The organism is Pseudoalteromonas sp. S1727, from assembly GCF_005886375.1.
GTDB classification, from domain to species: Bacteria; Pseudomonadota; Gammaproteobacteria; order Enterobacterales; family Alteromonadaceae; genus Pseudoalteromonas; species Pseudoalteromonas haloplanktis.
Genome location: NZ_PNDT01000024.1, coordinates 42,537 through 62,868 on the forward strand (window position 1 = coordinate 42,537; position 20,332 = coordinate 62,868).

The following is a 20,332-nucleotide window of genomic DNA, read 5'->3' on the forward strand; positions in this document are numbered from 1 at the left end:
GGCAATGACAGGACCACGTTTATACAGCGAAGAAGAAGTAACACACCAAGCTTACGATATCTTTCTAGAGTTAGCCCCTGATAACCTTAGCGAGCAAGATATTGAAGATTTTAATCAACACCGTGAAGAGCTTGGCTTTATTGAAGAAGGTGAACCTGATGATCAATGGCATGACTTTGTGGCATTGGAAATAGAGCCGGAATTATTTCTACAGGTTTTGGTTGGCCTTGAGTTCGACAATCAAGATATATTATTTGCGAAAATTTTGATCAGCCGTGATAAAGACGCCCCGTTTTGTCATATTTTGTGGAAAGATAGCGAATAATATCGATGTTGTATTTGTGTGAAAGACGCCCTGTTTTAAGCATCAGTCAAGTGAGCGTACAGTGATTAGGTTATTACTGTTAATAAGCTGCTTGCTGAGTGTTAATGCTTGGGCCGTTGATCCTTTTGAAGATTTCCATGAGTATGGGCAACTCTCGGATGAAGAGATCCATAAAATCCACCAAGGTGAGCTTTTATACGGCGATACTGAGTTTGGTTTTATTGTTAGCCGTGGTAATACCAATTCGACGAGCTTGAAGTTTAAAGGTAATTTATATCAAGATCTCGAAAAGTGGCGCAATCAATTTAAAATAGACAGCTTATATAAGCGTGATCGAAATGACACTACAGGCAATGATGAAGTGTCTGCTAACCGTATTTTTCTCTCTGCTCAAGGCAATTATAAAGTAGGGGAAAAAAATGCCTCCTTCTTTATATATGGTGATTATGAAGAAGATGAATTCAGTGGTCTTGATTTCAAAAGTACGTTAGCTGCCGGTTACGGTAATCGTTTATATCAAGGTGTGAAGAACCAAGTGGATTTTGATATTGGGCCTGGCTTATATCGCTCTGTGGCAGAGGATGATGCCGAACTCGAAGAGGATGAAGATGAAACCAAAACCGGTTATTTATTACGCCTAGCCTTGCAGTGGGAGCGTACAGTATCAACACGCACTCGCTTTAATCAAGATTTAAGTATTGAGCAATCTTTATCAGGGCTCAACTCGCGATTAAAGTCAGAAACCTCATTAATAAGTCAAGTTATGGGCTCAGTATCCCTAAAGTTCGCCTATTTGTATCGTTATAACTCCAAACCGGAAGACGACAAATTAAAGTTTGACTCAGAGCTAAGTGCGACATTAGTTTATAGTTTTTAGAGAGTAGTATGTATCAACATAAGCAATTTGCACTGTTCATTTTTGTAATTTTAAGCTGGATAGCCAGCTTTGTAGGTCTAGCGTGGTATTTAATTGGTGCAGATATGCCGTTAATGGTATTTGCTGCGATTTTAGTGCTGGTGGGTTTTTTATTCCATGGTTTAACGATTAAAGTGGATGACAGCCAGATAAGTTGGGGTTTTGGTCCTGGGGTCTTCGGTGATACATTACAATTAGCGGATATCGTGGAAGCTAAAGCTGTAGAAAACTCTTTTCGACATGGTATAGGCCTACGTATTACACATGATGGCTGGGTATACACAGTGTCAGGTTTTAGTGCAGTACAGTTAACTTTAAAAGATGGTAGCCAATATCGATTAGGGACCAATGATCAAGCTGGGTTATTAGCCGCTTTAGCTGATAAAATTAGCCAGCCTGAAGAAATTGAAGCCGTATAATTTGGGCAATATAAAAAAAGCGCCGTAGCGCTTTTTTATATCGGTAATACTGTCGATATTAGTGATCGTGACCACAACCGCCTGCACCGTGAACATGCCCATGAGCTAGTTCGTCAGCTGTTGCATCGCGTACTTCAAGTATTTCTACATCAAAGTTTAGAGTAATACCAGCTAGTGGGTTATTACCATCAACAATCACTTCATCTTCTTGAATATCAATGATCATTACCGATTGGTCGCCGTCATCTGTTGAGGCTCTAAATTGCATGCCAACTTCAATTTCCATTCCTTCAAACATCGATTTTGGTACAGCTTGCATTAGTTCATCATGGCGCTCACCATAGCCTTGCTCTGGTGGCACTGTGACACTTAGAGTATCGCCAGCTTGTTTGCCTTGTAACGCATCTTCTAGCCCTTGAATTAGGTAACCGGTACCAACGATAAAGATGAGTGGTTCGCCATCAAATGAGTTATCGATAGAGTTTTTGTCGTTATCCATTACTGAATAATGCATTTTTACCACTTTGTTTGCTGCAATGATCATAGTCACTCCTATTTATGCGTCTTCGAGAGAGTAGGGTAGAGGAAGAATTGATAACTCTACCGTTGGGGCATGTTTTGCACGCAGCAACTGACTAGGTTCACTGTCGTTTGGCAACACAACAAGGCCAAATAAGGTTTTACTTTGTTGATTGTAGGCTTGGCTGATTAATTTACCAGCACGACGCCAGTTTTCACCCATTTGGGTTTCAAGCTCTGGCTCCGCGAGCTCACCATCACTGTGTCCTGATACGATATACATCGCACGTTTGTTTTTACCAAGGTATTTCATTCTCGCAACGGTTTCTTGGCCTGTGTAGCAGCCTTTACGAAAGCTTATTCCGTTAATTGCTTGCAGGTTAACCATTTGCGGTACGTATTCACCGAGTGCTTCTTCGTTAAGCTCAGGCTCGCCAGCTAAAATACTATGTTGTTGCCAAAGTGCATCGTTTTCTAAGGCAATAACATCGTCAGGCAGAGAAAAGTCAGCATTAACCATAAGCAATATACGGTTATCTGCTAATTTAAGTGCTTTACCATGACTAAAATTACATGCACTGTCTTGCTCATTAAAGTGGATCTCTAATGCCGCTAATGTTGCTGTTAAATCATCACCGAGAAGGCCAATTAGCTTGTTGTTATCAGTCTGTATTTCTACTTTTGAAAACACCGCATACTTTTTTAACTCAGCTAGAGATTGTGCAACTTCAGCGGCAGAGGCGGCTAAGTAGTAACTTTCTTGATATGCAAAAAGTTTGGCAACACTCCAGAGTTTGCCTTTGGCATTGCAGTGCCCAGTCCATAAAAAATTAGTTTGACTGAGTTTATTAATATCTTGGGTGATTTGGCCATGAAGGTAGGCGAGTTTATCAACACCGCTTATACGGATCAGCTGATGTGATAAAGGGCATGCGTATACTGTTGACATAAAAACCTGCGTGACAAGAAATGTAGGCACATATAATAACGTAGTTAGCGCTGCTGGTATAGGTGCATAAATAGCTGTTTATTCAGGTGCAATTTGTTAAACTGCACAGCAACTAAGTTCGAGGTAGAAAATGACTGAAATTCACAATAAAGCGCGTATTCGCTGGGCTTGTCGTCGCGGCATGTTAGAACTAGACGTGTTATTTATGCCATTTGTAGATGAGGCATTTGATTCGTTATCAGCACAGCAGCAAGCAGTACTGCAACGTTTGTTAGAAGCGGATGATCCGGACCTATTTGCATGGTTTATGGGGCATCAAGAATGTAAAGATCCTGAGCTTAAGCAAATGGTGCAACTGATCTTAGACCGAGTTCGTGTATAGGTTTATCATTGAAAACAATCTAGCGGACCACAAGCCTTTTGTGGTCTATTTTAGCTTGTTTGCAATATGTTATAGCTTATTTTTAACGACTATCTATGCGCAAATAGTTTGTGTGATTTGTTGCGCGATTTGTGGCTTTATTAGTTGGCAATGGTATAGCAAATCTCACCCTGAACACGGCGTGTTTATACTCGATTCTGAACAGTGTCGTTTTGAAAACGACACCATTAAGATAAATGGTCATATCAGTAACAAAAGCCGCGCTTATCAGCGCAGTGTATGGCTCTATATTGAGGGCTTTACAAGCTCCCACTGGCTAATAATTAACGCCAGTGGGGTGGATAAACAAAGTTTTGTTCGATTAAAACGCGCTACTTTGGCTGCTCGTCGTGAGTGTGGGGAGTCAAAATAGTGGGGGTTGGGTTGTCATTTAATTGCGGATAGTCAATGGTGTAATGTAAACCGCGGCTTTCTTTACGTTCCATCGCACTACGAATGATAAGCTCCGCGACCTGTACTAAATTACGTAGCTCAAGTAAGTTATTTGAGACACGGAAGTTTGCATAGTAATCACGGATTTCTTGCTGTAATAATTCAACACGGTGTAGGGCGCGCTCTAAGCGTTTAGTTGAACGGACAATTCCGACATAATCCCACATAAATAAGCGTAACTCATGCCAGTTATGGGTGATCACTACTTCTTCGTCTGAGTTAGTCACGCGACTTTCATCCCATACAGGCAACTCTTTGAGTGCCGGGCTGTGCTGTATTTTTGCTAAAATATCTTTAGCTGCAGCATGGGCAAATACAATACATTCTAATAAAGAGTTACTGGCCATACGATTAGCGCCATGCAGACCAGTATAAGCAACTTCACCAATTGCATATAGATTATCTAAATCAGTTTTGCCATTAAAGTCCGTCATCACCCCACCACAGGTATAGTGCGCCGCAGGCACCACAGGAATAGGCTCTTTTGTAATATCAAGGCCTACACTTAAACATTTTGCATAAATGGTTGGGAAGTGCTCAATAATAAAATCTTTATCTTTATGGCTGATGTCTAGATAGACACAATTAGCGCCTAAACGTTTCATTTCAAAGTCGATAGCACGCGCTACAATATCTCGCGGGGCAAGTTCTTCTCGTTCATCAAAGTCTTTCATAAAGCGTGTCCCATCAGGACGCTTTAAATATGCCCCTTCGCCACGCATAGCTTCAGTGATTAAGAAATTTTGTAATTCAGGGTGATACAAACTGGTCGGGTGAAATTGATTAAATTCCATATTAGCAACTCGACAGCCTGCCCGCCAAGCCATGGCTATGCCATCACCACTGGATACATCTGGGTTTGAGGTATATAAATATACTTTACTGGCACCACCAGTCGCCAGTGCAAAAAACTTAGCTGAAATAGTCTCGACACGTTTAGCACACCGGTTCCACATATAGATACCATGAATATGCTTACCAGTTTGCGCTAGTTTTTTATCGCCAATCAAATCGATCGCATTATATTGCTCAAGCAAAGTGATATTGGCATGTGCTTGAACTTGGCTGATCAAGGTTGTTTGTACTGCACGGCCTGTTGCATCGGCAGCATGTAAAATACGACGGTGGCTGTGACCACCTTCACGAGTTAAGTGAAAGCGCTCTTTGCCTTTGCTATCAAATTCCATATCAAAAGGCACGCCTTGCTCAATTAGCCATTGCAAACAGTTTGGAGCATTACTTGCTGTATAATGAACGGCATCGCGATCACACAAACCACCGCCAGCGTCTAAAGTATCTTGCACATGTGATTCAATGCTGTCATTCTTTTTATCGAACACGGCGGCAATACCACCTTGCGCATAAAGGGTAGAACCTTCCGTTAATTCACCTTTGCTGATCACGGTAACGTTACAATGATTAGCTAAAGAAAGTGCTAATGAAAGGCCGGCAGCGCCGCTACCAATAATAGCGACATCAGCGATGTGGTGTTTATTTTGGTTCATGTCCGTGTTCTTTGCGGTTACAATGCCCACTACTCGCTTATAAATAGCAATGAGCAAATAATATTATGATAGGCGTATATGTATCATATTTGGCGCGACACTATTAGTGATTTTCATCGTTCGCGAGTTAATTTATGGTCTATTCTATAAAAAAATAATATTAAACAGAACTTTTCATTCATTCGCTAGTCAGAGTATTCGTAAACAATGGCAGGATATGAATGACAAGCAATAATCAGACAGAGGAGTACCGGCTCGAATGAGCGAGCAGGATTTGGATTTAGCGCTAGTAAAAAGGGTCCAGCAAGGCGATAAAAATGCCTTCAATCTTTTAGTAAAGAAGTATCAGAATAAAATAGCCAGTTTGATTTCTCGTTATGTTTCAAATCAAGGTGATATTGCTGATGTTGCTCAAGAAGCTTTTATTAAAGCGTACCGTGCACTTCCAAACTTTAGAGGTGACAGTGCCTTTTATACTTGGTTATACCGTATCGCCGTTAATTGTGCTAAAAATTACTTAGTGGCTCAGGGGCGTAAACCGCCAGCAAATGATATCGATGCTGACGATGCCGAATTTTATGATGGTGCGGATGCAATGCGTTCAAATGCATCACCTGAGAACGTGTTATTAAGCGAAGAAGTTCGCGCAGTGATTTTTAACACTATTGATAGTTTGCCTGAAGATCTTAAAACTGCGATCACCCTACGAGAAATTGAAGGGATGAGCTATGAAGAAATAGCCGTAGTGATGGATTGCCCAGTCGGGACGGTGCGTTCGCGTATTTTCCGTGCCCGTGAAGCAATTGATAACAAATTAAACCCATTAATAGGCGAGTCTTAATATGACAAAAGCACACGTTAACAAGTTGGATGATCAGCATTTATCCGCGTTACTTGACGGCGAACAATCATTAACTGATGAGGTCATTGCACCGCAAGATGCAGCTACCTTAGGACGTTATGCGCTAATCGGTGATGTAATGCGTGCTGAGTCTGAGGATGCCTTCGTCTTTGATATTAGTGATAGCGTGGCAAAAGCGCTGGAAAGTGAGCCTGTTTATGCTGACTTTACTCAAAAAGAGTCTCAATCAGCAGTTACTGTGGCAACGGGCACTGATAATGTTGTGGCATTTAACTGGCGTAAACCAGTTGCGCAGCTGGCGATTGCAGCCAGTGTCGCTATGTTTGCAATCGTGGGTATTCAAACCTTGCCGCAAGGTGAAAACTCACCAACTAATGAAATTCCAATGTTACAAACAACACCTGTAACAGGCATGGCTTCACCTGTTAGTTACTCATCAGAACCTGCATTACAAAATGCTGAACAAGGTTTACGTGAGTTACAACAACAACGAATTGGCGCGTTAGTTTTAGAACACCAACGCCAAGCACGTGTTGCATATTCATTAGAAAAAGCTCACACTGAGGCGCAAGCCGAAGAGGAAAAAAACTAATTAAATGAAAGTAATCACTTTTATTTTGTCGTTAGCGCTTATGGCCCCTGCCTTCGCTAACGACGAAAACCCCGCAAAACAGCTATTGTTGAAAATGGCTGACGCTGTACATAACCGCAACTTTGACGCGTCCTTTGTGGTCGTTAAAGGTAAATCAATGGAACCATACCGCTGGTTACATGCAAAGCAAGGTGACACCGAACTTGAGCATTTAAGTTTGCTCAATGGTGCCGGCCTGGAAATGGTGCGTATCGATAGTCAAGTTACTTATTTCGAACCACAATCAGAGCCTTACTCAATTGATACCGATTCTATAGCGGGTCCCATCCCAGAAGTGTTGTTTAAAGATATTGAACGTTTAAGTCAGCATTATGATTTTGTGCTAGGTGGTAAAGGTCGCATAGCAGGGCGAGCAGCTCAGCTTGTTCGTATCGAATCAAAAGATGAGCACAAGTTTAATTACTGGCTGTGGCTAGATGCTGAATCATCATTGTTACTTAAATCAGCCTACGTGAATCAAGCGGGTGAGATGTTGGAGCAGTTACAATTAACCCACATAAGTGTAACAGAAGAGCCAGCTGCACTACTGCTGGAAATGCTAAGCCGTGAATTTCCAACCCCATTGCCTGCGACGGCAATATCTCAAAGTGACATCAATACAAGTAGTAGCAATTGGCAAATTGGCTGGTTACCTGATGGATTTAGTTTATTAAAATCAGATCGCCATAAACTGGATTTAAACAATGAGTTGACCGACTACTACCTTTATTCAGATGGCTTTGTAGAAGTCTCGGTGTTTGTACAACGGCCATTACCAGGGCGCAGACCAAGTGGTGCTTTGTCATCTGGTGCAACAACTGTCTATGTGCATAATAGTGGCAGTTTTGATGTGTCTGTAGTGGGGAATATACCTGCAACAACAGCTAAGGCGATTGCTGAGTCGGTTGCAAGACCTTTGTAAAATAAGCAGATAATGATAGAACAAACTCTTACTGTGGTGTCGATTAAAGGCACCACTGCGCATTTAGAAGCCCAACAAAAACAAGCATGTGCTGGTTGTAATGGCCGGTGCGGCTCACAAGTTTTCAGTAAGCTATTCGGCACGGCTAAAAAAACCTTCCCTTATCAATTTTCTGTGCCTGTGGTTGTAGGGCAAAGAGTGACCTTAGCATTAGATGATAGCCACATGGTAAAGCATGCTTTGGTTGTGTATATGTTACCTCTAGTGTTAAGTTTAGGTTTTGCGTTAACGGCGGCTGGAGTTTTTTCTGCACCAGAGTGGCTACAAATCATTGCCGCTATAGGCGGTGGTTTTACTGGTTTTGCTATTGCTAAAAGCCGAGTTAAGAGCCTCAGGCATGATATAAAAGTAATAAAAATTCACCCAATTAGTCTTCCTTTAACTCAAATAGATGGTGATTAAGGCCAATTGAATGTAAAATTGCGGCTTTATACACTCAATCCATTAAAATAGAAGTTTAGAATCCAGTTTATGAAGCATATCCGTAATTTTTCGATCATCGCCCATATTGACCACGGTAAATCGACCCTTTCTGATCGTTTGATCCAAGTTTGTGGTGGTTTAACTGACCGTGAAATGCAAAAACAAGTATTGGATTCAATGGACATTGAGCGCGAGCGTGGGATCACCATTAAAGCGCAAAGTGTAACACTAAATTATAAAGCCAATGATGGCGAAACTTATCAACTAAACTTTATCGATACCCCGGGACACGTTGACTTTACATATGAAGTATCGCGTTCACTGGCAGCTTGTGAAGGTGCATTGTTAGTTGTTGATGCTGGGCAAGGCGTGGAAGCGCAAACACTTGCAAACTGCTATACCGCAATTGAAATGGATTTAGAAGTTATTCCGGTACTGAATAAAATCGATTTACCGCAAGCGGATCCGCTTCGTGTAGCTGAAGAAATTGAAGATATTATTGGTATTGATGCTCTAGATGCTGTGCAATGTAGTGCCAAAACAGGGGTTGGTATTGCCGAAGTGCTCGAGATGATTGTTAAAGACATCCCGCCACCGGTTGGTGAAAAAGACGAACCGCTTCAAGCATTGATTATTGATTCATGGTTTGACCCGTATCAAGGTGTAGTATCTCTTGTGCGTATTAAGCACGGTGAACTACGTACGGGCGATAAAATAAAAATCATGTCGAACGAGCATATTCATACCGCTGATCAAGTTGGTATTTTCACACCAAAACAAACAAATACTGGCATTTTAAAAACAGGTGAAGTGGGTTTTGTGATTGCGGGTATTAAAGAAATTCATGGTGCGCCGGTGGGGGATACTATTACCCATCAAAAAAATGCGGCGCCGCAGCGTTTACCAGGGTTCCAAAAAATTAAACCTCAGGTTTATGCCGGTATGTTCCCGATTGCTTCTGATGAGTATGAATCTTTTCGTGATGCACTAAACAAATTAAGTTTAAACGATGCGTCGTTATTCTTTGAGCCTGAAAACTCAACGGCACTCGGTTTTGGTTTCCGCTGCGGCTTCTTAGGCATGCTTCACATGGAAATCATTCAAGAGCGTTTAGAGCGTGAATATGATATCGATCTAATCACTACCGCACCAACGGTAATCTATGAAGTAGTTACTAAGGCTGGTACTATTCAGATTGATAATCCGTCTGATTTACCAGCAGTAAATGATATTTTAGAAATTCGTGAGCCAATGGTTGAGGCAAATATTCTTGTACCGCAAGAGTATTTAGGCAGCGTGATTACATTGTGTATCGAAAAACGCGGTATGCAAACGAAAATGAGTTACCACGGTAAACAAGTTGCTGTTACGTACGAACTGCCGATGGCTGAAGTGGTAATGGACTTTTTTGATAAGTTAAAATCAACGAGTCGTGGTTTTGCTTCACTTGATTATAACTTTAAGTACTTCCAAACCTCAGATATGGTGCGAGTTGATATCTTAATTAATGGTGAGCGGGTTGATGCACTTGCTATTATTGTACATAGAGACAGTGCGCAGTCACGTGGTCGTCAGTTAGCGGATGCATTAAAGGACTTAATCCCACGTCAAATGTTTGATATTGCGATCCAAGCTGCAATTGGTCAACATGTTATTGCTCGTACAACCGTAAAACAATTACGTAAAAATGTAATTGCAAAGTGTTATGGTGGAGATGTAAGTCGTAAGAAAAAGCTTCTACAAAAGCAAAAAGATGGTAAAAAACGAATGAAACAACTCGGAAACGTTGAAGTGCCTCAAGAAGCATTTTTAGCAATTCTTAAAGTTGGTAAATAAATTTCGTAATCTAATTACGTAAGATTAAGGATGTAATGAATGGCAGGTTATTTTTCAATATTTTTAGTGTTGCTGACACTGGGATCAGGCTTAATTTGGTTAATTGACCACTTTGTGTTTGCACCAAAAAGACAGCAACGCTTGGCGCTGGCGCAGAGTTCTGCTGGCGGCGAGCTAGATGAAGAAACTGCTGCATTGATTGCCCCTGAACCAACAATTACGGAAACGGCAAAATCAATTTTCCCGATGATAGCGGCCATTACTATCTTTAGATCGTTTTTATTTGAACCGTTTCAAATTCCATCAGGTTCAATGATGCCAACACTGTTGGTGGGTGACTTTATTTTAGTACAAAAATATTCGTACGGTATAAAAGACCCTGTGTGGCGTTCACAACTAGTGGATGTTGCGGAACCTGAGCGTGGGGATATTGTGGTTTTTAAATACCCTTTAGATGAGCGAGTCGATTACATTAAGCGTGCGATTGGTCTACCGGGTGATAAAATTGTTTACCGTGACAAGCGTTTATATATTCAACCAAATTGTGCAGAAGGAGAAGCACAACAAGGTGATTTACTGTGTAATGAATTTAATAAAATTGATATGGAAATCGTAAACCGTGATGAATTTAAACAAGGTTCAATGGATTTAGTGCGTTTAAATGAGAACTTAACTACGCTAAAACATGATATTTTAATAAACCCAGAAGCGCTGGAAATGAAAGGGCGTTACTATCAACAACCGGGTACACGTTCTGACGAATGGGTAGTGCCGGCTGATCATTACTTTATGATGGGTGACAACCGCGATAACAGCCAAGATAGTCGCGTATGGGGCTTTGTGCCAAAAGAAAACTTGGTGGGTAAAGCTGTCTTTATATGGATGAGTTTTGAATTTGAAAATGGCCCAGATGACATTTTACCAAGCTGGGTTCCAACTGGTGTTCGTTTTGAACGCCTAGGTAATATTCAGTAACAATGAAAAAAAATGTAACAGAGTTATATAGCAAAATAGGGTATACCTTTACTGAGCAAGCGCTGCTTGAGCAGGCGATGACCCATCGCAGCCATAAAGGCCAACATAATGAGCGCTTAGAGTTTTTAGGTGATTCAATTTTAAGTTTCGTTATTGCTAATGCTTTATATAGCAAATTTCCTAAAGCACGCGAAGGTGACTTGAGTCGAATGCGCTCTACGCTTGTGCGTGGTCAAACTCTAGCTGAGTTTGGTTTAGAGTTTGGTTTGGGTGATTACCTACGTTTAGGGCCTGGTGAACTTAAAAGCGGCGGTTTTAGACGTGAGTCAACTTTAGCTGATGCTGTTGAAGCAATCATAGGTGCAGTCTTTTTAGATAGCGGCATCGATGTGTGTGGTGATTTAATTTTAGCTTGGTATGAAACGCGTTTAGATGCAATTTCACCGGGTTTAAATCAAAAAGATCCTAAAACCTTATTACAAGAATACTTACAAGCCCGCAAATTACCTTTGCCAGGCTATACGGTAGTCGATACAAAAGGTCAGGCTCACAATCAAACGTTCACGGTTGAATGTATTGTTGAAGGTATGGATAGCATTATCTCAGTGGGTAGCTCTCGTCGTAAAGCTGAACAAAAAGCCGCTGAAAAAGCATTGAAGATACTTAAAAATGAATCTTGATACATTGATCCAACCTCGTAGCGGTGATATTGATACATTTTGTGGCATGGTCGCTATTGTTGGTCGCCCAAATGTTGGTAAATCGACCTTGCTGAATGAAATTATTGAGCAAAAAGTAAGTATTACCTCGCGTAAGCCACAAACCACACGTCACCGTATTATGGGGATTCATACCGAAGGCAAACACCAAGCGGTGTATGTTGATACGCCTGGTCTGCATGTTGAAGAAAAGCGTGCCATTAACCGTTTGATGAACCGTGCTGCATCGAGTTCATTAGGTGATGTTGAGTTGGTTATTTTTGTTGTTGAGGGAACTCACTGGAATGCCGATGATGAAATGGTGCTTAATAAAGTTAAGCAAAATGGTAAACCCGTTTTATTAGTGATCAATAAAATTGATCAAGTAAAAGACCGTGACTTAGTATTACCACATATGAAGTGGTTAGGTGAAAAATTTGACTTTGTGGGTATTATGCCTGTGTCGGCTACACAAGGTAAGAACATCAACCTTATCAAAGATGAAGTAACTAAACGCCTACCACCGTGTGAGTTTTATTTCCCAGAAGATTATGTCACTGACCGCTCAATGCGTTTTATGGCGGCTGAAGTTATTCGTGAAAAACTGATGCGCTTTATGGGTGAAGAATTACCTTATTCTGTTACTGTTGAAATCGAGCAATTCAAGTGGCAAGACAATGGTATTTGGCACATCAATGGCTTGATCTTAGTTGAGCGTGAAACGCAAAAGCGCATGGTAATAGGTAATAAAGGCGAAAAGCTTAAAGTGATAGGCCGTGAAGCACGTAAAGATCTCGAAGAGATGCTTGATAACAAAGTATTCTTAGAGCTCTGGGTAAAGGTTAAATCAGGCTGGGCTGACGATGAGCGAGCATTACGCAGCTTAGGCTATGGTGAAGATTAATAGCCTAAGAAAAACCAATGGATAGCGACTTCTACACAGCATATTTATTACATCGACGTCCTTTTAGCGACTCACAAGTAATGCTTGATATGCTAGTAGAGGGCGTTGGCCAACTCCGTATGCTGGCTCGTATCAGTGGTCGCCAAGCAACTAAGTATAAAGCCCAGCTACAACCCTTCCAAACACTACTCGTTAATTACACTGGCAGGCACGATCTAAAATATATTCAGCGCTTTGAATTGCATGGTACACAATCAACTTTAGTAGGAGATCAGCTTTATTGTGGCTTTTACCTCAATGAGTTGACTAATCGTATCGTTCCTATCAATGAACCAGTTGAACAGGTTTATCAATTGTATCAAACTCACCTACAGCAGCTAAATCAACATCCGAATTTACAAGCGGTATTACGCTCTTATGAATTTCAATTATTAGAATTGCTAGGTTATGGCGTTGACTTTAGTTTCGATGCGGCGGGAGAGCCTATTTCGTTAAAGCAAACTTATAGTTATTTTGCTGAATACGGCTTTGTTGTTCAGCAGCAAACCGGTAGTGGTTTTTCTGGTGCGCAGTTAAACGCCATCGCAGCCCATGACTTTAGCGCGCCGGATGTGTTATATATGGCAAAACAATTAAGCCGTCATTTAATGAAACCTTTGCTAGGAAAAAAACCATTAAAAAGCCGCGAGCTTTTTATATCCAAATAGTTTGGATATTCACCCTAACTCTAGTGCGGAATTGAACCGTTATTTTTATAGGTAAAACAATGAAAGATATACTTTTGGGTATAAATGTTGATCACATTGCTACATTACGTCAAGCTCGTGGTACCCGTTATCCAGATCCTGCACATGCAGCCAGTGTTGCAGAACATGCAGGTGCTGATGGCATTACCATTCATTTACGTGAAGACAGACGTCATATTCAAGACCGTGATGTGTATGTGATGGCTAAAACAATTCAAACACGTATGAATCTAGAAATAGCCGTCACTGATGAAATGATCGATATCGCACTAGATGTAAAGCCTGCTTATGTCTGCTTAGTACCAGAAAAACGCGAAGAGTTAACCACCGAAGGTGGCCTAGATGTGGTTGGTAACTTAGATAAAATTAAAGCCGCAACGGCAAAACTAAGTAACGCTGGAATTAAAGTGTCGTTATTTATCGATGCGGATAAAGCGCAGCTAGATGCAGCAAAAGCGTGCAATGCCCCTTATGTCGAGATACATACGGGCGCATATGCAGATGCTGAGACTGAAGCAGAGCTGAAAGAAGAACTTGAGCACATTCGTCAAGGCGTAAAATACGCAGCGAGTTTAGGCTTGATAGTAAACGCAGGGCATGGTTTGCATTACCACAATGTAAAACCAATAGCAGCGATGGAAGAGATTTACGAACTTAATATTGGCCATGCGATCATAGCGCGCGCTGCGATTGATGGTTTAGATAAAGCCGTGCGTGATATGAAGCGGCTTATGCTAGAAGCAAGAGCTTGAGATCAGATTAAAAGCAAAAACGACTCAGATGAGTCGTTTTTTATTATTTAGAACTAACTATATTAACAGTTAGTTTCTTCGGCATTTACGCCTTCTTTCACTTCTTCACAGGCGTCTTCAACCTTGTTTTGCACATCAGTAACTGCTTCATCAATGCGCTCACCTGCTTCTTCTGCGTGGTTGTCTTCGCAACCCATGATAAAAAAGCTAGCAAAAAGGGCGATAACGGCTGTTTTTAATGTAGTCGATTTCATAATGTAATTCCTTGTAAAAAATAATGTTTTGTTAATTATGTTAGAGATTAATTTGGATCACTTAGGAACATTGCCGCGCAATGCGCCTGAAATAAGTGAAATAACTAACAATACTATAAAGATAAAAAATATAATCTTAGCAATTCCTGCTGCGGCACCAGCGATACCACCAAAACCTAACACTGCAGCAATGAGTGCAATAACTAGAAATGTAATTGTCCAGCGTAACATTGTTGTCTCCTTGGTTTGTTAATTTGTTCGAAGTAGATGATGCTAGTTGCATGCCAATTAAATAAACTCTTTATTATCATGTGTTTATAGTTTTTATGATGTGGCTAAATGAAAGTGATGGGAATAATTTACAACTTTACCTGTAACTTATTCCTGACTATATAAATTTGCTTTAAAGCTCTATTTATTTGGTAAGACCAATTGATCTGGTGCGACTAATTGCAATAGTCATATACAAAAAATGCTTGTGATGGCGCATTGCACAGAGGTTTATCTTGGCTTGCACTTATAATTTATAGCTATATTCACTATTTTTATTATCTAGTTCTCGTAAAATTATCGCAAAATGTAGAGTGTTAAATTTAGTGTTAGTATGTTAGCTTTATATTAATTGGTTTTACCAATTTACAAAGTGTTGGACTTGCTCTGTTTCTTTGTTATCATTGGTGCATAATTATTTAAATAAAGTGATTTTTTACCTAATCTCGAGGTTGGGTAAATGAAGTCAAGGGGAGCAGCATGGATATAGGTCAGTTACTAGCTACAGCAGCAAACTTAATGGTCACCGGTATGGTAGGCGTATTTGTTTTTCTTTCGTTGTTGATTTCAGCAATCATCATTATGTCTAAATTAGCGAGCCGTTTTGAACAGCCGGTTGCAGCGCCTACGCGTACGCCGTCAATCAAAGCACCAGGTGTGCCAAGTGCACACATTGCTGCGATCAGTGCAGCGATTGCTCAGTACAAAAATAAACAAAAACTATAAGGGGTGACTTGTGGCTAAATTAAAATTAACCGAATTAGTACTTAGAGACGCACATCAATCATTATTAGCAACGCGCATGCGTTTAGATGACATGCTGCCAATTGCACAAAAATTAGATGATGCGGGCTATTGGTCTATTGAGTCATGGGGTGGGGCAACATTTGATTCATGTATCCGTTATTTAGGCGAAGATCCTTGGGAGCGGATCCGTGCTTTGAAAAAAGCCATGCCAAACACCAAGCAACAAATGCTATTACGTGGTCAAAACCTGTTAGGTTACCGCCATTATGCAGATGATGTGGTTGAAAAGTTTGTCGAGCGAGCGCACAAAAATGGCGTTGATGTATTCCGTATTTTTGATGCCATGAACGATGTTCGTAATCTTGAAACAGCCATTAAAGCCGCAGTAAAAGTCGGTGCTCATGCACAAGGTACTATTTCATATACAGTTAGCCCAGTACATACGCTAGATATGTGGCTCACTTTAGCTAAGCAGCTAGAAGATTTAGGTTGTCATTCAATTTGTATTAAAGATATGGCAGGTTTACTTAAACCGTATGATTGTGAGCAGTTAATCAAAGGCTTAAAAGAAACGGTCTCTATTCCTATCGCAATGCAATGCCATGCAACAACGGGCTTAAGTACAGCCACTTATCAAAAAGCGATCGATGCAGGTATTGATATGCTTGATACCGCGATTTCTTCGATGAGTATGACATATGGTCACAGTGCAACCGAGACAATTGTATCGATTGTTGAAGGCACTGAACGTGATACTGAACTTGATTTAAATCAGTTAGAAGAAATTGCGGCTTACTTTCGTGATGTTCGCAAGAAATATGCGGCATTTGAAGGCAGCTTAAAAGGCGTTGATGGCCGTATTTTATTAGCACAAGTGCCAGGTGGCATGCTAACAAATATGGAAAATCAGCTTAAAGAGCAAGGCGCAGCTGATAAACTCAATGAAGTGTTATTAGAGATCCCGCGTGTTCGTGAAGATTTAGGCTTCTTACCTTTAGTGACGCCAACTTCGCAAATTGTCGGCACACAAGCAGTATTAAATGTACTTACAGGTGAGCGTTATAAAACAATTACTAAAGAAACCGCCGGTGTTCTAAAAGGTGAATATGGTGCAACACCTGCAGCCATGAATAAAGAACTACAAGAGCGTGTACTTGATGGTGCAGACGTAATTACCTGTCGCCCAGCAGATTTATTGCAGCCAGAACTTGAAACCCTGCAAGCAGAATTATTAGCAGCTGCAAAAGAGCAGGGTTTAAGCCTAGCTGATGAGCAGATTGATGATGTATTAACGTATGCTTTATTCCCACAGATTGGCTTGAAGTTCATTAAAAATCGTAATAATCCAGATGCTTTTGAAGCTGTGCCAAGTGCAGAGCCAGCGAAGAAAGAGCAACCTGCAAACAATCAACCAAGCAACAACAATACCGTTAAAGCAGAACAATACAGCGTAAAAGTTGACGGTAAAGTGTATGACGTTGTCGTTGCACAAGGTGGTGAACTTAAAGAAGTAACACTTAAAGACAGTGAGCTTATTCCACAATCAGCGTCGGTTGCTTCTGGTGAAACACTGAACGCGCCTCTAGCTGGTAACATCTTTAAAATAAAGGTGAAAACAGGGCAAACGGTCAACGAAGGCGATGTTGTGATCATCATGGAAGCGATGAAAATGGAAACTGAAATCCGCGCTACTCACACAGGTACTATTGCTGAAATTCTCGTTGCTGAAGGTGATTCAGTGGCAACGGGTGATGCTATGATTTCGTTAGCTTAGGAGACAGAGGATGGAAGCTGTATTAAACCTCTGGCAGGCCACAGGTATTGCTAATTTTACATTCCCTGCGCTTATTATGATCGCAGTGGGGTGCTTATTGCTGTATCTCGCAATTGCCCGTAATTTTGAGCCATTATTATTATTACCTATAGGTTTTGGTGCGATATTAACAAATATCCCAGTAGCAGGTTTGTCAGACCCTGGTGGCTTACTGTACTACGTATACCATATTGGTATTGATACCGGTGTTTTCCCGCTATTAATATTTATGGGTGTAGGAGCATTAACTGACTTTAGTGCATTAATCGCTAATCCGCGTATGTTATTACTGGGAGCTGCGGCGCAGTTTGGTATTTTTGCGACTTTATTTGGCGCAATTTTACTTAACTATGTGCCTGGCTTTGAGTTTACTCTGCAAGATGCATCGGCTATAGCGATCATCGGCGGCGCAGATGGCCCTACAGCTATCTTCTTAGCGTCAAAGTTAGCGCCTGATTTATTAGGGGCTATTGCGGTAGCTGCCTATTCTTATATGGCGTTGGTGCCCATTATTCAGCCGCCAATTATGCGTGCATTAACGACCGCAGAAGAGCGAAAGATTCAAATGCCACAGTTACGTACAGTATCGAAAAAGGAAAAAATTATTTTCCCATTAATGGTGCTTACATTAACAATGCTATTTTTACCCGCAGCTACGCCGTTAGTCGGTATGTTCTGCTTAGGTAACTTAATGCGTGAATCTGGTGTGGTTGACCGCTTAAGTAACAGCGCGCAAAACGAGATCATTAATATCACGACCATCTTTTTAGGCTTAGCTGTAGGCTCAAAGTTGGCTGCTGATAAGTTTTTAACGGTAGAGACGCTTGGTATTTTAGTACTCGGTGCCTTGGCTTTTGCAATTGGTACGGCTTCAGGTGTATTCATGGCAAAAGGTATGAATAAGTTCTCCAAATCTCCTATTAATCCATTAGTAGGTGCTGCAGGTGTATCAGCTGTTCCGATGGCTGCACGAGTAGTAAACAAAGTGGGTCTTGAGAGTAATCCGCATAACTTCTTGTTAATGCATGCTATGGGGCCAAACGTTGCCGGTGTTCTTGGTAGCGCCGTAGCTGCCGGTATTTTGCTCGCCTTAGTAGGGTAATAACAGACAACCAAAGCTGCTTAACTATGTTGAGCAACTGTAAGTAACTTTTTACTTCCAACCGACTGGCGCAGTGTAGACTGCGCTTTTTTTTGCTCGCCTTTTGGGTATACTCGATGGATATTCAATAATACCAATCGTGTTAAGTTACTGACCATTTATTTAGCTCGCTAGAATGGTTAAATATTTAAGTCGATTGGTATAAATAAGGACTGATATGAATATTTTCGTAATTTTAATTTCACTGTTTATTGCACTCATCATTCTTGTGCCACTACTTGAAAAGTACCAGTCAAAAATGGGCCTAGATGGCGCGACTAAATATGCCAAGTATATTTGGCCATTAGTGATGATTTCATTGATAGTGCAGTTGATTTATGTGTTGGTGAGGTAGAGCGCAGCCGTCAGTTTTAGAGCCGCTAGGAGCGGTAAGCTGTAAGTTTTAAGGCTGCTCGGCGTTAAAATAGGCTACGTAGGTTGGGTTGAGCACCGCGAAACCCAACGAAAAATTACCCTTTCAGTCTGCATCAAAGAAATGCATTATCGAATGTTTTTATTTCTTCACTTTGGGCAAAGCCTTTTAAGTGACTTGATATATTTTTTAAACTATAATGTACGACATTACCGTACATTAATGAGGTTTTAATTATGGATAGCATCAGTGTCAATCAATTTAGAGAAAACTTAAAAACATACGTGGAACAAACCGTTAGTGATCATGAGCCTATAAAGGTTACTAGGCGTGCAGGAGATGCATTTATAGTAATGAGTGCAGATGACTGGGAACGAGAGCAGGAAACTTTACATGTTTTACAGAGTAGCAGTTTAATGCAACAAATCGCTGACTCAATGAAAACTCACACAGCCAATTCAGGTTATAAACCAACACAAGAGCAGCTAGATGAGATCATTAACCTTTGAGGGGAAAACTTGGCTCACCTATGAACAATTACGAGTGAAAGATAAAAAGTTGCATACAGCTTTATGCAAAATACTAAAAGAAATGATGCGCTCAGATCCAAGTAAAGGCTTAGGTAAACCAGAGCCTTTAAAGCACAATTTATCAGGATTATGGTCAAAGCGGATATCACAAAAAGATCGGTTAATTTATAAGTTTGATGATGAGTGCATATATATTTTCGCCATTGGTGGGCATTACGACGACCATTAGCATTAGGAAATAACGAAGCTGTAGAATTAATCCAACAGCCAAATTCAATTAAAAAACGAAATCCTAAAATTAATTCTAAGCTATTAATTAATATATTTGGAACCAATAAAACAGCTATTTTCTTAAAATATAATCGTACAGCTTAAATACCGAATTAAGCGGATAAAAATAGTGGGTTATAATGTGTAGAATAGCTTACTGCTTGCTTATTTGTATGGGCTCATTATGTGCTTAGTTACACCTTCTGTACTAGGATACATCGACATATGGTTGACGTCTAAAATATTTAATTGGTCTCTTAAAAGCGCTTTCTTTGAAGCGTCAATTGTTATTGTTTTGATTGACCTTAGGCTATTATGACTGAAACAATTAGGATTACGTAAATCGTCAAGCTCAACCAGAACCTCAGGATAAGGAAAAATAGTAAAACAAGCATCTTGAGCAATAAGTCGCTCGTTAGTGTGTTTGGGGTAATAAAACTCTAATGTCTATATGAGTCTTGACTTGCAGAAGATGGCGCAGTGATACTGACTGCTCAACAAAAAACCGTTGCTATTTGCATAGCAACGGTTTTATATTTTCTGACCGCTGACCGCTGACCGCTGACCGCTGACCGCTGACCGCTGACCGCTGACCGCTGACCGCTGACCGCTCTTACT

At 40.7% G+C, this 20,332-nt stretch carries 26 protein-coding genes; 21 read left to right on the forward strand and 5 right to left on the reverse strand.

Translation table 11 applies throughout. The annotated features are described in order from the left end of the window. Window positions 1-4 precede the first annotated feature (4 nt). The 3 genes from CWB85_RS07695 (at window position 5) to CWB85_RS07705 (ending at window position 1,660) form a co-directional block, all read left to right on the forward strand. A complete protein-coding gene (locus tag CWB85_RS07695) occupies window positions 5-325 on the forward strand; it encodes an HI1450 family dsDNA-mimic protein (RefSeq protein ID WP_016709867.1) in 321 nt (106 codons plus the stop codon). A gap of 61 nt (window positions 326-386) precedes the next feature. Further along, on the forward strand, window positions 387-1,202 hold the full coding sequence (locus tag CWB85_RS07700) for a DUF481 domain-containing protein (protein ID WP_029216230.1): 816 nt from the start codon (window positions 387-389) through the stop codon (window positions 1,200-1,202). Window positions 1,203-1,210: 8 nt separating this feature from the next. Further along, window positions 1,211-1,660, forward strand: a complete 450-nt coding sequence (locus tag CWB85_RS07705; RefSeq protein WP_016709865.1) for a hypothetical protein — start codon at window positions 1,211-1,213, stop codon at window positions 1,658-1,660. Window positions 1,661-1,718: 58 nt separating this feature from the next. Here the strand turns inward: CWB85_RS07705 and CWB85_RS07710 are convergent, their stop codons facing one another. Both CWB85_RS07710 and ygfZ read right to left on the reverse strand, forming a co-directional pair. Next, window positions 1,719-2,204 carry an FKBP-type peptidyl-prolyl cis-trans isomerase gene (locus CWB85_RS07710; RefSeq protein ID WP_016709864.1) on the reverse strand — a complete coding sequence of 162 codons (486 nt, stop codon included), beginning with the start codon at window positions 2,202-2,204 and terminating at the stop codon, window positions 1,719-1,721. 12 nt (window positions 2,205-2,216) lie between these two features. Next, on the reverse strand, window positions 2,217-3,128 hold the full coding sequence (ygfZ, locus tag CWB85_RS07715) for a tRNA-modifying protein YgfZ (RefSeq protein WP_016709863.1): 912 nt from the start codon (window positions 3,126-3,128) through the stop codon (window positions 2,217-2,219). A 130-nt stretch (window positions 3,129-3,258) separates the two neighbouring features. Here ygfZ and CWB85_RS07720 point away from each other — a divergent pair, with 130 nt between their 5' ends. Beyond that, window positions 3,259-3,510, forward strand: coding sequence for an FAD assembly factor SdhE (locus tag CWB85_RS07720; RefSeq protein WP_016709862.1), 252 nt, complete (start codon window positions 3,259-3,261; stop codon window positions 3,508-3,510). Between the two features lie 112 nt (window positions 3,511-3,622). Beyond that, window positions 3,623-3,922, forward strand: a complete 300-nt coding sequence (locus tag CWB85_RS07725; RefSeq protein WP_232321866.1) for a hypothetical protein — start codon at window positions 3,623-3,625, stop codon at window positions 3,920-3,922. On the opposite strand, the gene nadB is transcribed toward CWB85_RS07725, so the two are convergent. Further along, on the reverse strand, window positions 3,882-5,507 hold the full coding sequence (nadB, locus tag CWB85_RS07730; protein WP_016709860.1) for an L-aspartate oxidase: 1,626 nt from the start codon (window positions 5,505-5,507) through the stop codon (window positions 3,882-3,884). The two genes, CWB85_RS07725 and nadB, sit on opposite strands and share 41 nt — an antisense overlap. A gap of 259 nt (window positions 5,508-5,766) precedes the next feature. Between nadB and rpoE the strand changes: the two genes are divergently transcribed. From rpoE to pdxJ, 10 genes are all read left to right on the forward strand, one after another. Further along, window positions 5,767-6,348, forward strand: a complete 582-nt coding sequence (rpoE, locus tag CWB85_RS07735; protein WP_016709859.1) for an RNA polymerase sigma factor RpoE — start codon at window positions 5,767-5,769, stop codon at window positions 6,346-6,348. Between the two features lies 1 nt (window position 6,349). Continuing rightward, the gene (locus CWB85_RS07740; RefSeq protein WP_016709858.1) at window positions 6,350-6,961 is read left to right on the forward strand and encodes a sigma-E factor negative regulatory protein; all 612 of its coding nucleotides are present in this window, start codon (window positions 6,350-6,352) and stop codon (window positions 6,959-6,961) included. Between the two features lie 4 nt (window positions 6,962-6,965). Further along, window positions 6,966-7,922: a MucB/RseB C-terminal domain-containing protein gene (locus CWB85_RS07745; protein ID WP_138554576.1), complete on the forward strand. Its 957-nt coding sequence runs from the start codon at window positions 6,966-6,968 to the stop codon at window positions 7,920-7,922. Window positions 7,923-7,934: 12 nt separating this feature from the next. Continuing rightward, window positions 7,935-8,384 carry a SoxR reducing system RseC family protein gene (locus CWB85_RS07750; RefSeq protein ID WP_016709856.1) on the forward strand — a complete coding sequence of 150 codons (450 nt, stop codon included), beginning with the start codon at window positions 7,935-7,937 and terminating at the stop codon, window positions 8,382-8,384. A 69-nt stretch (window positions 8,385-8,453) separates the two neighbouring features. After that, window positions 8,454-10,241: a translation elongation factor 4 gene (lepA, locus tag CWB85_RS07755; protein ID WP_016709855.1), complete on the forward strand. Its 1,788-nt coding sequence runs from the start codon at window positions 8,454-8,456 to the stop codon at window positions 10,239-10,241. A gap of 39 nt (window positions 10,242-10,280) precedes the next feature. Beyond that, entirely contained in the window at window positions 10,281-11,216 is a 936-nt protein-coding gene (gene lepB / locus CWB85_RS07760; protein ID WP_016709854.1) for a signal peptidase I, read from the forward strand. Between the two features lie 2 nt (window positions 11,217-11,218). Next, window positions 11,219-11,896, forward strand: a complete 678-nt coding sequence (gene rnc / locus CWB85_RS07765; protein ID WP_016709853.1) for a ribonuclease III — start codon at window positions 11,219-11,221, stop codon at window positions 11,894-11,896. Next, window positions 11,886-12,818, forward strand: coding sequence for a GTPase Era (era, locus tag CWB85_RS07770; RefSeq protein ID WP_016709852.1), 933 nt, complete (start codon window positions 11,886-11,888; stop codon window positions 12,816-12,818). The genes rnc and era overlap by 11 nt, the downstream gene beginning before the upstream one ends. 17 nt (window positions 12,819-12,835) lie before the next feature. Then, entirely contained in the window at window positions 12,836-13,525 is a 690-nt protein-coding gene (gene recO / locus CWB85_RS07775) for a DNA repair protein RecO (protein ID WP_016709851.1), read from the forward strand. Between the two features lie 59 nt (window positions 13,526-13,584). Continuing rightward, window positions 13,585-14,316, forward strand: coding sequence for a pyridoxine 5'-phosphate synthase (gene pdxJ, locus CWB85_RS07780; protein WP_016709850.1), 732 nt, complete (start codon window positions 13,585-13,587; stop codon window positions 14,314-14,316). A 62-nt stretch (window positions 14,317-14,378) separates the two neighbouring features. On the opposite strand, the gene CWB85_RS07785 is transcribed toward pdxJ, so the two are convergent. Then, on the reverse strand, window positions 14,379-14,570 hold the full coding sequence (locus tag CWB85_RS07785; RefSeq protein ID WP_016709849.1) for a hypothetical protein: 192 nt from the start codon (window positions 14,568-14,570) through the stop codon (window positions 14,379-14,381). A gap of 57 nt (window positions 14,571-14,627) precedes the next feature. Next, window positions 14,628-14,801, reverse strand: coding sequence for a DUF1328 family protein (locus CWB85_RS07790; protein ID WP_016709848.1), 174 nt, complete (start codon window positions 14,799-14,801; stop codon window positions 14,628-14,630). Between the two features lie 519 nt (window positions 14,802-15,320). Between CWB85_RS07790 and CWB85_RS07795 the strand changes: the two genes are divergently transcribed. From CWB85_RS07795 to CWB85_RS07815, 6 genes are all read left to right on the forward strand, one after another. Further along, window positions 15,321-15,566, forward strand: a complete 246-nt coding sequence (locus CWB85_RS07795; RefSeq protein ID WP_016709847.1) for an OadG family protein — start codon at window positions 15,321-15,323, stop codon at window positions 15,564-15,566. Window positions 15,567-15,576: 10 nt separating this feature from the next. Further along, window positions 15,577-17,361 (forward strand): sodium-extruding oxaloacetate decarboxylase subunit alpha, encoded by a 1,785-nt coding sequence (gene oadA / locus CWB85_RS07800; RefSeq protein WP_138554577.1) that lies wholly within the window; start codon window positions 15,577-15,579, stop codon window positions 17,359-17,361. Between the two features lie 10 nt (window positions 17,362-17,371). Next, window positions 17,372-18,502 carry a sodium ion-translocating decarboxylase subunit beta gene (locus CWB85_RS07805; protein ID WP_016709845.1) on the forward strand — a complete coding sequence of 377 codons (1,131 nt, stop codon included), beginning with the start codon at window positions 17,372-17,374 and terminating at the stop codon, window positions 18,500-18,502. 217 nt (window positions 18,503-18,719) lie between these two features. Then, window positions 18,720-18,896 carry a hypothetical protein gene (locus CWB85_RS22475; protein ID WP_016709843.1) on the forward strand — a complete coding sequence of 59 codons (177 nt, stop codon included), beginning with the start codon at window positions 18,720-18,722 and terminating at the stop codon, window positions 18,894-18,896. Between the two features lie 254 nt (window positions 18,897-19,150). Further along, window positions 19,151-19,423 carry a type II toxin-antitoxin system Phd/YefM family antitoxin gene (locus CWB85_RS07810; RefSeq protein ID WP_016709842.1) on the forward strand — a complete coding sequence of 91 codons (273 nt, stop codon included), beginning with the start codon at window positions 19,151-19,153 and terminating at the stop codon, window positions 19,421-19,423. Beyond that, a complete protein-coding gene (locus tag CWB85_RS07815; RefSeq protein WP_138554578.1) occupies window positions 19,404-19,673 on the forward strand; it encodes a Txe/YoeB family addiction module toxin in 270 nt (89 codons plus the stop codon). Before CWB85_RS07810 ends, CWB85_RS07815 begins: the two co-directional genes overlap by 20 nt. Window positions 19,674-20,332 lie beyond the last annotated feature (659 nt).

What these genes read in the sequence shown, in the direction of transcription:
- rnc (WP_016709853.1), top strand. Translation starts at nt 11,219, where the DNA reads ATGAAAAAAAATGTAACAGAGTTATATAGCAAAATAGGGTATACCTTT.
- CWB85_RS22475 (WP_016709843.1), top strand. Translation starts at nt 18,720, where the DNA reads ATGAATATTTTCGTAATTTTAATTTCACTGTTTATTGCACTCATCATT.
- CWB85_RS07815 (WP_138554578.1), top strand. Translation starts at nt 19,404, where the DNA reads ATGAGATCATTAACCTTTGAGGGGAAAACTTGGCTCACCTATGAACAA.
- rpoE (WP_016709859.1), top strand. Translation starts at nt 5,767, where the DNA reads ATGAGCGAGCAGGATTTGGATTTAGCGCTAGTAAAAAGGGTCCAGCAA.
- recO (WP_016709851.1), top strand. Translation starts at nt 12,836, where the DNA reads ATGGATAGCGACTTCTACACAGCATATTTATTACATCGACGTCCTTTT.
- CWB85_RS07810 (WP_016709842.1), top strand. Translation starts at nt 19,151, where the DNA reads ATGGATAGCATCAGTGTCAATCAATTTAGAGAAAACTTAAAAACATAC.
- CWB85_RS07705 (WP_016709865.1), top strand. Translation starts at nt 1,211, where the DNA reads ATGTATCAACATAAGCAATTTGCACTGTTCATTTTTGTAATTTTAAGC.
- CWB85_RS07740 (WP_016709858.1), top strand. Translation starts at nt 6,350, where the DNA reads ATGACAAAAGCACACGTTAACAAGTTGGATGATCAGCATTTATCCGCG.
- CWB85_RS07790 (WP_016709848.1), bottom strand. Translation starts at nt 14,801, where the DNA reads ATGTTACGCTGGACAATTACATTTCTAGTTATTGCACTCATTGCTGCA.
- CWB85_RS07710 (WP_016709864.1), bottom strand. Translation starts at nt 2,204, where the DNA reads ATGATCATTGCAGCAAACAAAGTGGTAAAAATGCATTATTCAGTAATG.
- lepA (WP_016709855.1), top strand. Translation starts at nt 8,454, where the DNA reads ATGAAGCATATCCGTAATTTTTCGATCATCGCCCATATTGACCACGGT.
- CWB85_RS07750 (WP_016709856.1), top strand. Translation starts at nt 7,935, where the DNA reads ATGATAGAACAAACTCTTACTGTGGTGTCGATTAAAGGCACCACTGCG.
- nadB (WP_016709860.1), bottom strand. Translation starts at nt 5,507, where the DNA reads ATGAACCAAAATAAACACCACATCGCTGATGTCGCTATTATTGGTAGC.
- CWB85_RS07805 (WP_016709845.1), top strand. Translation starts at nt 17,372, where the DNA reads ATGGAAGCTGTATTAAACCTCTGGCAGGCCACAGGTATTGCTAATTTT.
- CWB85_RS07695 (WP_016709867.1), top strand. Translation starts at nt 5, where the DNA reads ATGACAGGACCACGTTTATACAGCGAAGAAGAAGTAACACACCAAGCT.
- pdxJ (WP_016709850.1), top strand. Translation starts at nt 13,585, where the DNA reads ATGAAAGATATACTTTTGGGTATAAATGTTGATCACATTGCTACATTA.
- lepB (WP_016709854.1), top strand. Translation starts at nt 10,281, where the DNA reads ATGGCAGGTTATTTTTCAATATTTTTAGTGTTGCTGACACTGGGATCA.
- era (WP_016709852.1), top strand. Translation starts at nt 11,886, where the DNA reads ATGAATCTTGATACATTGATCCAACCTCGTAGCGGTGATATTGATACA.
- CWB85_RS07795 (WP_016709847.1), top strand. Translation starts at nt 15,321, where the DNA reads ATGGATATAGGTCAGTTACTAGCTACAGCAGCAAACTTAATGGTCACC.
- CWB85_RS07745 (WP_138554576.1), top strand. Translation starts at nt 6,966, where the DNA reads ATGAAAGTAATCACTTTTATTTTGTCGTTAGCGCTTATGGCCCCTGCC.
- ygfZ (WP_016709863.1), bottom strand. Translation starts at nt 3,128, where the DNA reads ATGTCAACAGTATACGCATGCCCTTTATCACATCAGCTGATCCGTATA.
- CWB85_RS07720 (WP_016709862.1), top strand. Translation starts at nt 3,259, where the DNA reads ATGACTGAAATTCACAATAAAGCGCGTATTCGCTGGGCTTGTCGTCGC.
- CWB85_RS07785 (WP_016709849.1), bottom strand. Translation starts at nt 14,570, where the DNA reads ATGAAATCGACTACATTAAAAACAGCCGTTATCGCCCTTTTTGCTAGC.